This is a genomic window from Actinomyces sp. HMSC08A09, from assembly GCF_001807465.1.
Classification (GTDB): Bacteria; Actinomycetota; Actinomycetes; order Actinomycetales; family Actinomycetaceae; genus Actinomyces; species Actinomyces oris.
Genome location: NZ_KV789153.1, coordinates 24,577 through 37,405, shown reverse-complemented (window position 1 = coordinate 37,405; position 12,829 = coordinate 24,577). Strand labels below are relative to the sequence as shown.

At 71.8% G+C, this 12,829-nt stretch carries 9 protein-coding genes; 4 read left to right on the top strand and 5 right to left on the bottom strand.

Translation table 11 applies throughout. The annotated features are described in order from the left end of the window. Positions 1-126: 126 nt before the first annotated feature. Complete coding sequence (locus tag HMPREF3165_RS11540) at positions 127-1,533, top strand: M16 family metallopeptidase (protein WP_070513697.1); 1,407 nt, start codon at positions 127-129, stop codon at positions 1,531-1,533. Positions 1,534-1,786: 253 nt separating this feature from the next. Here the strand turns inward: HMPREF3165_RS11540 and HMPREF3165_RS11535 are convergent, their stop codons facing one another. After that, the gene (locus HMPREF3165_RS11535) at positions 1,787-2,719 is read right to left on the bottom strand and encodes an oxidoreductase (RefSeq protein WP_083303315.1); all 933 of its coding nucleotides are present in this window, start codon (positions 2,717-2,719) and stop codon (positions 1,787-1,789) included. Positions 2,720-2,888: 169 nt separating this feature from the next. Here HMPREF3165_RS11535 and dapB point away from each other — a divergent pair, with 169 nt between their 5' ends. After that, positions 2,889-3,641 (top strand): 4-hydroxy-tetrahydrodipicolinate reductase, encoded by a 753-nt coding sequence (gene dapB, locus HMPREF3165_RS11530; RefSeq protein ID WP_070513695.1) that lies wholly within the window; start codon positions 2,889-2,891, stop codon positions 3,639-3,641. 39 nt (positions 3,642-3,680) lie between these two features. Here the strand turns inward: dapB and HMPREF3165_RS11525 are convergent, their stop codons facing one another. Beyond that, on the bottom strand, positions 3,681-4,433 hold the full coding sequence (locus tag HMPREF3165_RS11525) for a GNAT family N-acetyltransferase (protein WP_070513694.1): 753 nt from the start codon (positions 4,431-4,433) through the stop codon (positions 3,681-3,683). Positions 4,434-4,554: 121 nt separating this feature from the next. Between HMPREF3165_RS11525 and dapA the strand changes: the two genes are divergently transcribed. Next, positions 4,555-5,451, top strand: a complete 897-nt coding sequence (gene dapA, locus HMPREF3165_RS11520) for a 4-hydroxy-tetrahydrodipicolinate synthase (protein ID WP_070513688.1) — start codon at positions 4,555-4,557, stop codon at positions 5,449-5,451. Positions 5,452-5,473: 22 nt separating this feature from the next. Next, positions 5,474-5,920, top strand: a complete 447-nt coding sequence (locus HMPREF3165_RS11515) for a pyrimidine dimer DNA glycosylase/endonuclease V (RefSeq protein ID WP_083303312.1) — start codon at positions 5,474-5,476, stop codon at positions 5,918-5,920. A gap of 38 nt (positions 5,921-5,958) precedes the next feature. Here HMPREF3165_RS11515 and HMPREF3165_RS11510 read toward each other — a convergent pair whose 3' ends face one another. From HMPREF3165_RS11510 to HMPREF3165_RS11500, 3 genes are all read right to left on the bottom strand, one after another. Beyond that, positions 5,959-7,743, bottom strand: a complete 1,785-nt coding sequence (locus HMPREF3165_RS11510) for an AMP-binding protein (RefSeq protein WP_070513684.1) — start codon at positions 7,741-7,743, stop codon at positions 5,959-5,961. A 75-nt stretch (positions 7,744-7,818) separates the two neighbouring features. Then, the gene (locus HMPREF3165_RS11505; protein WP_070513682.1) at positions 7,819-9,735 is read right to left on the bottom strand and encodes an AMP-binding protein; all 1,917 of its coding nucleotides are present in this window, start codon (positions 9,733-9,735) and stop codon (positions 7,819-7,821) included. Positions 9,736-9,895: 160 nt separating this feature from the next. Beyond that, positions 9,896-12,511 carry a HelD family protein gene (locus tag HMPREF3165_RS11500; RefSeq protein WP_070513681.1) on the bottom strand — a complete coding sequence of 872 codons (2,616 nt, stop codon included), beginning with the start codon at positions 12,509-12,511 and terminating at the stop codon, positions 9,896-9,898. Positions 12,512-12,829 lie beyond the last annotated feature (318 nt).

Below are 12,829 nucleotides of genomic sequence, written 5' to 3'. Positions count from 1 at the left end.
TGGGCCGGGCGGGGACACCGTCGTCATCGGGGCAGTGCGTTCGCTGCGCGCGGCAGGACGCGGCCGGGTGCGGGAACGACACTGGGCCCGCCAGCCCGCTAGTCTTCGCGGGTGACCAACCCAGACATGCGCGCCGGATCAGCCCGGCAGGCGGCCTCTCAGCCCTCCTCGACCCCCGCGACCGGGCAGTCCTCGAGCCCGACCGACTACGCCGAGATGGAGCTCGGGCGCGGGCGCCCCGGCCGCGACGGCACCGAGCTGACCCTGCACGACGACGGCGCGCTCACCCGTCGCTCCGTCCTGCCCGGAGGGGTGCGAGTCATCACCGAGTCTGTGCCGGGGCTGCGCTCGGCCTCGATCGGCATGTGGTTCGGCGTCGGCAGCCGCGACGAGGTGCCCGGCCAGGAGGGCTCCACCCACTTCCTGGAGCACCTGCTGTTCAAGGGCACCGCCACGCGCGACGCCCACGACATCGCCGAGGCCTTCGACATGATCGGCGGGGAGTCCAACGCCGCCACCTCCAAGGAGCACACCTCCTACTACGCCCGTGTGCTCGCCCCTGACGGTATGCAGGCCCTCGACGTGCTCGCCGACATGGTGACCTCCTCCCTCCTGGAGCCCACCGACGTCGAGACCGAGCGCGGCGTCATCGTCTCCGAGCTGGCCGACGCCGCCGACGACCCCGCCGACGTCGCCCAGGAGGCCTTCGCCCGCGCCGCCTTCGGTGAGGACACGCCGCTGGGCCGCCCCATCGGCGGAACCAACGAGACCGTCACCGCGGTGCCGCGCGACGCCGTGTGGGAGCACTACAAGCGCACCTACGCCTCCGACACCCTCGTGGTGGCCGCCGCCGGCGCCGTTGACCACGATGAGGTCTGCGAGCGGGTTCTGGCCGACCTGGCAGCGGCCGGCTGGGACGCCTCACCTGACGCCGTTCCGCGCGAGCGCCGCTTCGAGGTCGAGCCCTTCGCGCCCCTGGACGTCCACGACATCACCGTCCCGCGCGAGAGCGAGCAGACCCACCTGTACCTGACCTGCCAGGGCATCGCCGTACGCGATGAGCGCCGCTGGGCCATGAGCGTGCTCACCACCATCCTGGGAGGGGGCATGTCCTCGCGCCTGTTCCAGGAGGTGCGCGAGAAGCGGGGCCTGGCCTACACCACCTACGCCTTCGACACCTCCTACGCCGGTGCCGGCGCCTTCGGGCTCTACGCGGGCTGCGCCCCCGGCGACGTCGACGAGGTGTGTGCCGTCATGATCGGCGAGTTCGAGAAGCTCGCCGAGCACGGCGTCACCGAGCGGGAGATGATGCGCGCCCGCGGCCAGCTGCGCGGGGCCATGGTGCTCGGGGGAGAGGACTCCCTGGCGCGTATGGGTCGCCTGGGGCGGGCCGAGGTCGTCACCGGGCGCCTGCGCTCCATGGAGGACAACCTGCGCCGCCTGGAGGCCGTCACCCCTGAGGAGGTCCGGGAGATGGCCGCCTGGCTGGTGGAGCAGAAGCGCGCCCGTATCCTGGTTGGCCCGGTCGCCTGACAGCTGCCGACAACTGACGGGGCTCATGACCCGCTCATCGAACACTGCCGGAGCCAAAAGAGGGACCGAGTGTCCAAATCGGTGACAAAGGCTCGGATCGCTCTCATCCGGCCGATGCGCAACCGCATGATTCCAAGGTTCTCCAGCCTGCGCTCTAAGAGATGGAGGTCCTTTGTATCCGAAATGGACACTAACAAGCTGATTCCAGTCGTCGGCTCCTGGTGCTGCTGGTCCGCGTAGGCCGGGTCTTCGCTCAGCGACGGAAGCCGAAGGCGGCACCGATGAGCTGATCGAAGGCGCGGTCGGGCAGGACCCGACGCGCGGCAATGAGCGGCTTGGCCATGAAGCCCACGGCGTAGCGGGTCCGGGGGTGGCGGGCGGTGACGATCTTGACGATGGTGCGGGCGATGACCTCCGGCGGGGAGTAGCGCCGACTGTTCGACTCGCTGCGCATGGCTCCGGCCACGGCCCGGATCTGATCGGCGTAGGCACTGCCCTCGGCCGTAGCCTCCAGGTGGTCGGCGGCGATCGACGACCACTCGGTGCGGATGCCGCCGGGCTCGACCACGACGACATCGATGCCGAAGGGGCGCAGCTCCATGCGCAGGGCGTCGCTCAGGGCCTCGACGGCGTACTTGGTGGCGTGGTACCAGCCGCCCAGCGGCGTGGTCAGCTTCCCGCCCATGGAGGAGATGTTGATGATGGTGCCCGAGCCCTGGGTGCGCATGTGCGGGGTGATGAGCTGGGTAAGGCGCCCCAGACCGAAGACGTTGACCTCGAACTGGCGACGGGCCTCGTCGATCGGGACGTCCTCGATGGCACCGTAGGAGCCGTAGCCGGCGTTGTTGACCAGGACGTCGATGCGTCCAGTCTCCTCCAGGATGCGGTTGACACCGGCGCTCATGGAGGCGTCGTCGGTGACGTCCATGGCCAGCGGGCGGATGCCGTCGGCGGTCAAGGCCTGGAGACGGTCGGTACGGCGGGCCGCGCCGTAGACGATGTAGCCCAGTGCCTGGAGCTTGCGGGCGGTGTCCTCGCCGATGCCGGAGGAGGCACCGGTGACGAGGGCGACCCTGGTACCGGGCGCCTTGGAGAATGCCTGGGGCGCGGCGGCTGGTGCTTGCTCCGCGGTTGTAGTCACGAGCGGCTCACTTTCTGATGATGTGGGAGTGCCTTCAGCATCCATCATGATTGGTGACTCTGTTCGGATCGACTCCCGGCTGCCCCCCCGTGGGGGACGCATTCAGTCTCCCACCTGAGGCGGATCCCGAACGTCCAGGCGCTGGGCAACCGGAGTCGGTGTCGGGAGGCGGACGTGACCTCGTGGTGGGTGGGTGAGTCGCTAGGGTGGGGCCATGACGATTCGCGTAGCTGTTGTGGGCGCCGCCGGGCGCATGGGATCGACCGTCTGCCAGGCGGTCCAGGACGCCGAGGGGCTCGAGCTCGTGGCCCGCCTGGACGTGGGGGACACCCTCGACGCCGAGCACCTGGCGGGCGCCGACGTCGCCGTCGACTTCACCGTCCCCAGCGTCACCGAGGCCAATGTCCACGCCCTGCTCGACGCCGGAGTGGACGTCGTCGTGGGCACCACCGGCTGGAACGAGGAGTCCTACGGGCGTGTCCGCGAGCACCTGGCCCGGCCCGAGGCCGCCGGCCGCAGCGTCCTCATCGCCCCGAACTTCGCCCTGTCCGCCGTGCTGGCCATGAGCTTCGCCGCGAAGGCCGCACCCTACTTCGAGTCCGCCGAGGTCATCGAGCTCCACCACCCCAACAAGGTCGACGCGCCCTCGGGCACCGCGGTCGCCACCGCCCAGGGCATCGCCGCCGCCCGCGCCGAGGCGGGCCTGGGTGCCATGCCGGACGCCACCCAGACCGACCCCGACGGCGCCCGTGGGGCCGTCGTCGACGGCGTCCACGTCCACGCCGTGCGCCTGCGGGGGCTGACCGCCCACGAGGAGGTCGTGCTCGGCAACCCCGGTGAGCAGCTGACCATCCGCACCGACTCCTTCGACCGGGCCTCCTTCATGCCCGGCGTGGTCCTCGCCGTGCGGCAGGTCTCCAGCCACCCCGGCCTGACCATCGGCCTGGACGCCCTGCTCGACCTCTGAGACGGAAGCCAGTCGGGGCCGGGCAGGAGCGGTGAGGCGCTACAGCGAGGCCGCCCAGCAGTCCTCAGTGATGCCCTCACCGACACCGAGCACCCGGTGGGCCCCGGTGGGGGCCATGCCCACCGAGGACAGGAGCCGGCTGATCGATTCGTCCCCGCGCACCGCCCAGGCCACGAGCGCCCTGGCCCCGTCCTGACGGGCCAGGTCCACGGCCGCCGCCAGGAGCCGGGAGCCGTGCCCACGGCGCTGACTGGCCGGCTCCACGCCCAGGGCCGTGACCTCCACGGCCTGCACTCCGGCTTCATCAACGTGCCCCTCGGCGTCCATGGACTGGGTGGGGGCCAGACCCAGCAGGCCCACCACCGTCCGGCTCGCAGCATCCGCCTGGGCGGTGGTGGCCACCAGGACATGGTGCTCGGGCGAGGGCGGCTCAGTCACTGCGGTCTCCCAGCCCGCCGCGATGACGGGGGCGGCGATCATCGCCCGCACACCCTCGGGCAGGGGCTCACCGTGCTCGGCGGTGTGGCCGGCCTCCAGGGAGGCCAGCATCGTGGCGGCCTGGACCTGCCCGATCGCCGTCAGGTCCTCCGCCCGAGCCGGGCGCACGAAGCCCCCCGACGCCTGGGGGCCGTCATGGTCATGCGGTTTGTGAGCGCCGGGGGAGTGGTGGTGCGGCGTGCGCGCGTCCAGGTCTGGGCTCAGCCCGGCCAGAGGATCGGCGCCCAGGACGGAGCCGTCCCGGCTCCCGGAGGACGATGACGGCGATGCAGGCGAGGGGATCGAGGAGGTCATGGACCGAGCCTAAGTGACGGCCCTTCCGGGTCCCTGAGCGCATCCGGGAGTGGAGAGGTACCTATGAGACAAATCATGAGAAGGGCCTCTCGGCTGGCCGGGTGCACGTTAGGGTGGCGCCATGAGCGCAGCCCCCTCCCGCAGCTTCGGTTCCGTCGGCGTCGCCATGGTCACCCCCTTCACGCCCAGTGGGGAGGTCGACTACGACGCCGCCCGAGCCCTGGCGGTCAGCCTGGTCGACGACGGCGCCGACCTGATCCTCTTGTCGGGCACCACCGGTGAGTCCCCGACCACCCACACCCCCGAGAAGCAGGAGCTGATCCGTCAGGTCAAGGACGCCTTGTCCGGACGCGCCATGGTCATGGCCGGCGCCGGCTCCAACGACACCGCCCACGCGGTGCGCATCGGCGTTGCCTCCCAGGAGGCCGGCGCCGAGGGCCTGCTCATCAACGCCCCCTACTACAACCGCCCCAGCCAGGAGGGCGTCTACCGGCACATCAACGCCGTCGTGGAGGCCACCGACCTGCCCGTCATGATCTACGACATCCCCGGACGCACCGGCGTGAAGATCACCGAGGAGACCCTGGCCCGCCTGGCCGAGAACCCCCGCGTCAAGGCCGTCAAGGACGCCACCGGCGACGTCGAGCAGGGCTTCCGACGCATGGAGTCCACCGGCCTGGAGTACTACTCCGGCGACGACGGCCTCAACTTCGCCTGGCTCACCCACGGCGCCTCCGGCGTCATCTCCGTGGCCGCCCACGCCGACGCCCACTCCTGGCGCCAGATGATCGACGCCGTCGACGCCGGCGACCTGGCCAGCGCCCGCACCCTCGCCCGCAGCCTGCGCCCCCTGGTCCACGCCATCATGGGCGGCGGGCAGGGGGCCGTCATGGCCAAGGAGGCCCTGCACCTCCAGGGACGCCTGCCCAGCCCCGCCCTGCGCCTGCCCCTGGTGCGAGCCGAGGAGGCCGAGGTCGCCGCCCTGCGCGAGGTCCTGGCAGCCTCCGGGCTGCTCTGAGAACCGGAAGGGCACTGCCGCCATGCGCATGTGGTCGCTGCACCCGAGCCACCTGGACCGTGCGGGCCTGGTGGCCTGCTGGCGCGAGTCACTCCTGGCCCAGGCGGTCCTGGCCGGGCGCACCCGCGGCTACCGCAACCACCCCCAGCTCGAACGCTTCCGCGCCGTTCCTGATCCGGTCACTCCGGCGGTGGCGGTGGGCGCCTACCTGTGGGGGCTGCGCGAGGAGGCCGTCCGGCGCGGCTACCGCTTCGACGCCACCCGCATCGACCTGCCTGAGGCGGAGTGCACCGGCGTCAGCCTGACGGTCACCGAGGGGCAGATGGAACTGGAGCGCAGGCACCTTGAGGCCAAGCTGGCCGGCCGCGCCCCCGACCTCCTGCCTCTGCCGGAGCGGCTTGAAGCGCACCCGATCTTCCGGGTCGTCCCCGGCGACGTCGAGCCCTGGGAGCGGGCACTGACCCCGTAAGCCCGGGGCGGGCTCAAGGCGACCGGTACCGCGGCCGCTCAGCCCTCTTCCGCGGTTCTGGCGAGCACCTTCTCGCGCACGACGCGGCGCAGGATCTTGCCGATCTGGGAACGGGGCATCTCCTCAATGACCTCCAGGCGGTGCGGCAGCGCGTAACGCGGGACCGTCCGCTCGGCGTGCTCCCGTACCGCCTCCAGGGTCACCGACCCCGGCTCGGCCCCCTCGGCCAGGACCACGGCGGCGCACACGAGCTCGCCCATCGCGCCGTCGGGGAGCCCCACCACGGCGACGTCGGCCACGCCGGTCATGGAGCGGATCGCCGCCTCCACCTGACTTGGGTAGACGTTGAAGCCGCCGGTGAGGATCAGCTCGCGTTTACGGTCGGCCATCCACAGGAAGGAGTCCTCCCGGCGCACGATGTCGCCCGTGCGCAGCCAACCGCCCGGCAGGATCGCGGCCTGCGTGGCCGCCTCGTCCTGCCAGTAGCCGGCGAAGACCTGGGGACCGCGCACCAGCAGTTCGCCCGGTTCGCCGTCGGGCACCTCCCGGTCAGGGGCCGGGTCCTCGGGGTCCACAACGCGCACATCCGTGGACGGGAAGGGCAGGCCCAGCGCACCCAGTCGGCGCGAGGGTCCCATGGGTGTGCCCGCGACGATCGGGCTGGTCTCGGTCATGCCGTAGCCCTCGACGAAGAACCCGCCGGTCGCCTTCTCCCAGCGGGCCCCGACCTCCGGCGGCATCGGGGCCGCCCCGCACACCCCGTAGCGCAGGGTGCCCAGGTTCGTGCCCCGCTTCTGGGCGCCGTCGAGGATCCGCTCGAACATGACCGGCACGCCGACGAAGAAGGTGAAGGGGCGCCGCTCGTGCGCGGTCAGGACCTGATCCACCGAGAACTTGGGCAGCATCACCTGGGTGGCGGCCTTCTGCACCGCGCAGAAGAGGTTGAAGGTCAGCCCGAAGGCGTGGAAGAAGGGCAGCAGGCACAGGAAGTTCTCCCCGCCCTCATGCAGCATCGGCACCCAGGCGATGGCCTGGTTGGCGTTGGCCCGCAGATTGGTGTGCGTGAGCATCGCCGCCTTGGGGGTGCCGGTCGTCCCGCCGGTGTGCAGCAGGACCGCGATGTCGGAGCCGGCCGGGTAGGGGAATCGTGAGGGGATCCGGTGAGCGCCGGCCACCTCCTTGTCCCAGGAGCGCACCCCCGCCGGCAGGCTCCGGGCCCGGAAGGCGGTCCGCTGCCGCCGGGCCCGCTCCACCGGAAGACGCAGCGCGGCGCGCAGACGCACCGGCATTGCGGCTGAGAGGTCCACGCTGAAGACCGTGCGCCCCTGGAGCGCATCGCCGTCGGTGCCTGAAGTCGGACGGGGATCGGTGACGAGGCCGACGCCCTTCTCCCACACGATGACGACCCGGGCCCCGTGAGCATCCAGCTGGGAGCGGATCTCCTCGGCGGGCGCCAACGGGTTGTGCTCGGCCACGACCGCGCCGATGCGCAGCGCCCCGTAGAGGGCCACGGCGTGCTGCGGACAGTTCGGCATGATGAGGGCCACCCGTTCGCCCTTGTGCACTCCCGAGGTCCGCAGCACCTGCGCCGCCCGCTCCGAGGCCTCCAGCAGCTCGCGGTAGGTCATCGCCGCACCCAGGAAGTCGATGGCGACCCGATCGGGGTAGAAGCGCGCCGCCGTCTCCAGCAGCTCGCTCAGCGGTGCGTCGGGAACCTCGATCACCGCCGGGATGCCGGGCTGGTAGTGAGGGCGCAGGTAGTGGCGGTGGTCCTGGGTGGCCCGCTGCGGCGAGGCGGCGGCGTTGATCGTGCTGTCAGTCATGTCTGTGGAGTCGAATCGGGCTGTGGGTGGGAGCAGTCAGGTGATCTGGAACGGCTGCGATCCGAAGGCATGCCTTCAGCGGGAGGCCGCGGTGTCATGCGGCCCGGTCTTGCCGTCCTGGCCGCCCTCCTGCTGACCACCGTTCTTGTGCTCACCCCTGCCGGGGAAGTGCTCGACGATGGACACGGCTGCCGCCGTCGCCGCCCCGGAGGCCGCCTCCCGGGCCGCCAGGAGCTCATCGCGCACCACGCGCCGCAGCACCTTGCCGATCTGGGAGCGGGGCATCTCGGTCAGGATCGCGATCTGGCGTGGCAGGGCATAGTTGGACAAGTTCTTGGCCGCCCACTCGCGCACCTGCTCCAGGGTGACCGTCTGGCCCTCCTTGGGCAGGATCGCGGCGACGACGGACTCGTTACCGGCCTCGGCCGGCAGCCCGACGACGGCGACCTCCTCCACCTGCGGCATCGAGCGGACCGCGGCCTCCACCTCCGTGGGGTAGATGTTGAAGCCCCCGGAGATGATGAGCTCCTTGCGGCGGTCGGCGATGACGTAGAAGCCGTCCGCCTCCTGGCGCACCAGGTCGCCCGTGCGCAGCCAGCCCCCATCCAGCAGCACCTCGGCGCTCTCCTCGGGGTTGTCCCAGTAGCCGGAGAACACCTGGGGGCCGCGGGCCAGCAGCTCGCCGACCTCCCCGGGAGCCACCTCGCGCTCGACGTCCTCAGGGTCCACCAGGCGCACCTGCGTGGAGGGGTAGGGCACCCCCAGGGTGCCGGGCCGACGCGCCGGCGAGATCGGGTTTCCCAAGATGATGGGGGAGGACTCAGTCATCCCGTAGCCCTCGATGATGGTGCCCCCGGTGGCCTCCTCCCAGGCCTGCGCCACCGCCAGCGGGTTGGGGGCCGCCCCGCACACGGCGATCTTGCAGGAGGACAGGTTCGCCCCGGTGGCCCGCGCCCGGGTCACCAGACGGTCGAACATGACCGGCACCCCCGGGAAGAAGGTGGCCGGGCGCCGCTTCCAGGCGGCCAGCACCAGGTCCGCCCCGAACTTGGGCAGCACCACCTGGGTGGCGGCCAGCCCCACCGCGCACAGCAGCGACAGGGACATGCCGAAGGCGTGGAAGAAGGGCAGGACCGCGTAGAAGGTCTCCTTGCCCGCGCTCGTGGTGCCCGACGCCCAGGCCAAGGACATCTCGGCGTTGGAGCGCAGGTTCTCGTGGGTGAGGCACACGGCCTTGGGCGTGCCCGTCGTCCCGCCGGTGTACAGCAGGGCCGCCGCCTCCGAGACGCTCGGCAGCGGGAAGCCCGTGGCCAAGGGGATGGCGGAGGCGGCCAGGTCGTCCCAGGAGCGCACCCCGGCCGGGATCCTGCCGCGCAGCTCGCGGCGCTGGGTGCGGGCGGCCGCCACTGGCAGCCTCAGGGCCAGGCGGCTGCGCAACGGAAGGTGACGGGACAGGTCCACCGAGTACACGCTCAGGCCCCCCAGGCCCGCCGCCTCCAGTGAGCCCACCGCCGCCACGAGGCGCTCGAGGGTCTTCTCCCAGGCGATGATGACGCGCCCACGGTGAATGTGGAACTGCTCGCGCAGCTGAGCGGCGGGCGCCAGCGGGTTGTGCTCGGCCACGATCGCCCCGATGCGCCAGGCCGCGTAGGCCACGACCACGTGCTGAGGGCAGTTGGGAAGAATGACCCCGACGACGTCCCCGCGCCCGACCCCCAGGCCCCGCAGGGCCTCCGCGGCCCGCGCCACCTGGGTCTCCAGCTGGGAGTAAGTCGTCGTGGCGCCCAGGAAGTCCAGGGCCACCCGGTCCGGGAAGTCCCGGGCGGCGTCGCGGAGCATGCAGGACAGGGGCTCGCTCACCGCAGGGATCGTGGAGGGCACCCCCGCCTGACGGTAGACGGCCTCAAGGACCTCATTACCGGAGGCGTCCGAGCCGGCCGCCGACGCGGCGCCACGCGTGAGCGCGGCTACCGACGTGCGTGAAGCACTCATGGGTCTTCCCCCTTGTCTGCCGTGAGCCTTCCCCCGACGGGGAGGGTTTCGCCCGCCGCGGGTGCCGCCCGCGAGCGACGATGAGAACTCAGGAGCAACCGTAACCTACGGTGGCGTAACCTGCGTGGTCGGTGGCGTCGACAACCCTGTGCGATCCGGCTCACCGGCCGGAGGAACGCGGCTCCAGGCCCCGGAGGAGCGGTAGGCGGCTGACCACCCGCAGGCGGCGCGTGGGACGAGTCATCGCCACATACAGGTCGCCCGCGCTGCGCTCACCGATCTCAGCGGGATCCACGAGCACCACGACGTCGAACTCCAGCCCCTTGGACAGCACCGGGTCGACCACCAGCAGTCGCGAGCGCAGCACGTCGCCTCCCGGAGCCTCCATCGCCGCGGCCAGGTCCGGGTCCTGGCGCAGCAGCGCCTCGGTGCGGCCGGGGGAGGGGCAGATGACCGCGATGCGCCCGACGCCGGCCCCCACCTGGTCATCCAGGCGGGCCGACTCCTGGGCCACGACCTCGCGCAGGAGACTCGCCCAGGCCTCGGGCTGCCCACCCTGAGGGGACTGCGACAGATCGGTGACCTCCAGGCAGTCGGGCAGGTCGCGCACCGAGCGCACCGGGTAGACCGGCGGGTGACCCAGCTGCGTCACCGTCTCCTCGGCCGCCTCCATGATCGTGGCCGGCGTGCGGTAGCAGACGCTGAGGGCCTCCTCGCGCAGCGGGGTCGAGCCTCCACGCGAGCGCCCCGACTGCCGGCCCTGCCGCGAGCGCGAACGGGCCCGGTGGCGGGACTGCGACCGGGAGCGGCCCCGGGTCTCCGCAGCATCCTCAGCCGACGCCGTCCCCAGGGCGGTGAGCACCTCACCCCAGCTGCCCGGGGCATGGGGGCCCGAGTACTGGGCCAGATCCCCCACCACCGTGAAGGATCGCACCGGGCAGCGACGCGCCAGCGCCCGCCACGCCATGGTGCCCAGCTCCTGGGCCTCATCGACGACAACGTGCCCGTAGGTCCACGTCCGATCCGCCCGAGCCCGCTCGGCCAGAGTCAGAGTGGGGCCGCCCTGGGAGACCCGGTCGGCCAGCATCTCGGCACTGACCATCCCGCCGCCCAGCTCCTGGGACTCGATTGCCTGGGCCGCGTAGGCCACCAGGTCCTCGCGGCGGCGGGCCTCCAATCGGGCGCGCCGGGCCTGGGCGTCCTCACTGGGGCCCAGCAGCTCGGCCAGCTCGTCAATGAGCGGGATGTCCGCCGCACTCAGAGCGCTCCCGGGCTCACGGTGCAACAGCGCGCGCTCCTGCTCGCTCAAGGATGGCGCCACCTGCTCCAGGAGGGCGGGCCGGCTCCACAGCCGCTCCAGCAGCCCCTGGGGCGTCGTCGGCATCCAGCACAGGTTGATCTCCCGACGGGCGTCACGGGCGGTACGGATGTCCTCCCGGATCCAGGCGCGCGTGTCGGCGTCCGAGGCGTCCTGGTTCGTGGCCGCCGCGTACTGGTCGGTCAGGCGCTCCAGCAGCCAGATCACGAAGGCCTCGCGGGCCAGGTTGTGGGGCTTGCCGCCCCGACGGGCCCGGGAGGCCGCCTCACGCACGTCGTCGGGCTCCAGGGACAGGCGCACCCCCTGGACCTCGATCTCGCGGGGAGCATCCGGGACGCGCTGCAAGCCCCGCACCGCCCGCTCCAGGGCCTTGACCCACAGGGAGCGACCTTTGAGCTCGGCGATACGGGCATCCTCCTGCGCCGTGGCCCGCACCCCGGGAACCAGGTCGCCAATCGTCGTGGAGACGACCCCCGTCTCACCCAGGGAGGGCAGCACCTGCTCCACATAGCGCAGGAAGGTGCGCGACGGCCCCACCAGGAGCACGCCGGAACGCTCCAGGCGCTCGCGCTCGGAGTAGAACAGGTAGGCCACCCGGTGCAGTGCCACGGCCGTCTTACCCGTGCCCGGGCCGCCCTGGACCACGAGCACACCCCGACCCGAGGAGGTGACGACCCGGTCCTGCTCGGCCTGGATCGTGGCCACGATGTCACCCATACGGCCGTCACGGGCGCTGGACATCGCGGCGATGAGTGCCCCCTCGCCCTGCAGGTCCCCAGCGGCCACGGCCGTCCCGGACGAGTCGGACGGGCCCTCGCCGGCCTTCAGGGCGGCCAGGTCCAGGACCTCGTCCTCCACCCCGAGCACCTGACGGGCCCGGGTGTCGATGTGCCGCCGACGCACCAGCCCCATGGGCTCGGAGGCCGTGGCCTGATAGAAGGCCCGGGCCAGAGGGGCGCGCCAGTCCAGGATCACCTCACGGTGCTGGGCGTCCTGCAGACCGATGCGCCCCACGTAGTGGCGCCGTCCCCCGTCCGTGACCGGGGAGGAGCCGCCCGTGCCCCTGCCAGAGCCGGAGACTGCGGCCGGTGCCCGCCCGGAGGCCCCCGAGTCCGACGCGTCATCGGGCGAGGTGCTCATATCCATCCGTCCGAAGACCAGACGGTCCTCGACCCCCTCCAGGGAGGAGACCAGAGACGAGTAGTGCACGGCGTAGGCGTCCCGCTCCCCGCGGGACTGGTGGGTGCCGCTGACGCCCTGGGCCTCGGTACGGGCCAGGGAGTGGCGGGCCTGAGCCAGCTGGCGATCCAGCTCGCTGTAGGCGAGGTCGACGACGACCTGCTCACCGCGCATCTCGCGCTCGCGGACACTGCCCGCATCTTCCTCCGCCCGCGACGGCGCCTCCTGCTGGGAGTGCGGTGGGCGAGAGGGGATCGTCTGACTCACAAGGCCTCGCATCGGTTCTGGTTCTGGCAGGCATGCGCGTGGGGTGCACTGGCCGGCTCTGGTTGACGCTGACGGGTACTGGGGTCGGTGATGGCTTCAGTACGGTCGACCCATTATTCTCCTGCTGACGCCCCGACGGGGACGCCGAGGGCGAACAAGGCGCCCCAACCCGGCGCGGGCGGGAACATCGACAATCCAGAAGGTGTTGGCAGGAGTGCCCAGGACGCTAACCGCCGTTCCCGGGCACTCACCCGGACGAATCCTGATAAAACGCCGAATCGTCTCACTGAGTCGAGGAAGCTCGGCGTCGCTCGACCATGGAGCGACTCA

Coding starts and splice junctions, on each gene's coding strand:
- HMPREF3165_RS11535 (WP_083303315.1), bottom strand. CDS start 2,719: ATGGATGCTGAAGGCACTCCCACATCATCAGAAAGTGAGCCGCTCGTG.
- HMPREF3165_RS11510 (WP_070513684.1), bottom strand. CDS start 7,743: ATGACTGACAGCACGATCAACGCCGCCGCCTCGCCGCAGCGGGCCACC.
- HMPREF3165_RS11505 (WP_070513682.1), bottom strand. CDS start 9,735: ATGAGTGCTTCACGCACGTCGGTAGCCGCGCTCACGCGTGGCGCCGCG.
- dapB (WP_070513695.1), top strand. CDS start 2,889: ATGACGATTCGCGTAGCTGTTGTGGGCGCCGCCGGGCGCATGGGATCG.
- HMPREF3165_RS11515 (WP_083303312.1), top strand. CDS start 5,474: ATGCGCATGTGGTCGCTGCACCCGAGCCACCTGGACCGTGCGGGCCTG.
- HMPREF3165_RS11540 (WP_070513697.1), top strand. CDS start 127: ATGCGCGCCGGATCAGCCCGGCAGGCGGCCTCTCAGCCCTCCTCGACC.
- dapA (WP_070513688.1), top strand. CDS start 4,555: ATGAGCGCAGCCCCCTCCCGCAGCTTCGGTTCCGTCGGCGTCGCCATG.
- HMPREF3165_RS11500 (WP_070513681.1), bottom strand. CDS start 12,511: ATGCGAGGCCTTGTGAGTCAGACGATCCCCTCTCGCCCACCGCACTCC.
- HMPREF3165_RS11525 (WP_070513694.1), bottom strand. CDS start 4,433: ATGACCTCCTCGATCCCCTCGCCTGCATCGCCGTCATCGTCCTCCGGG.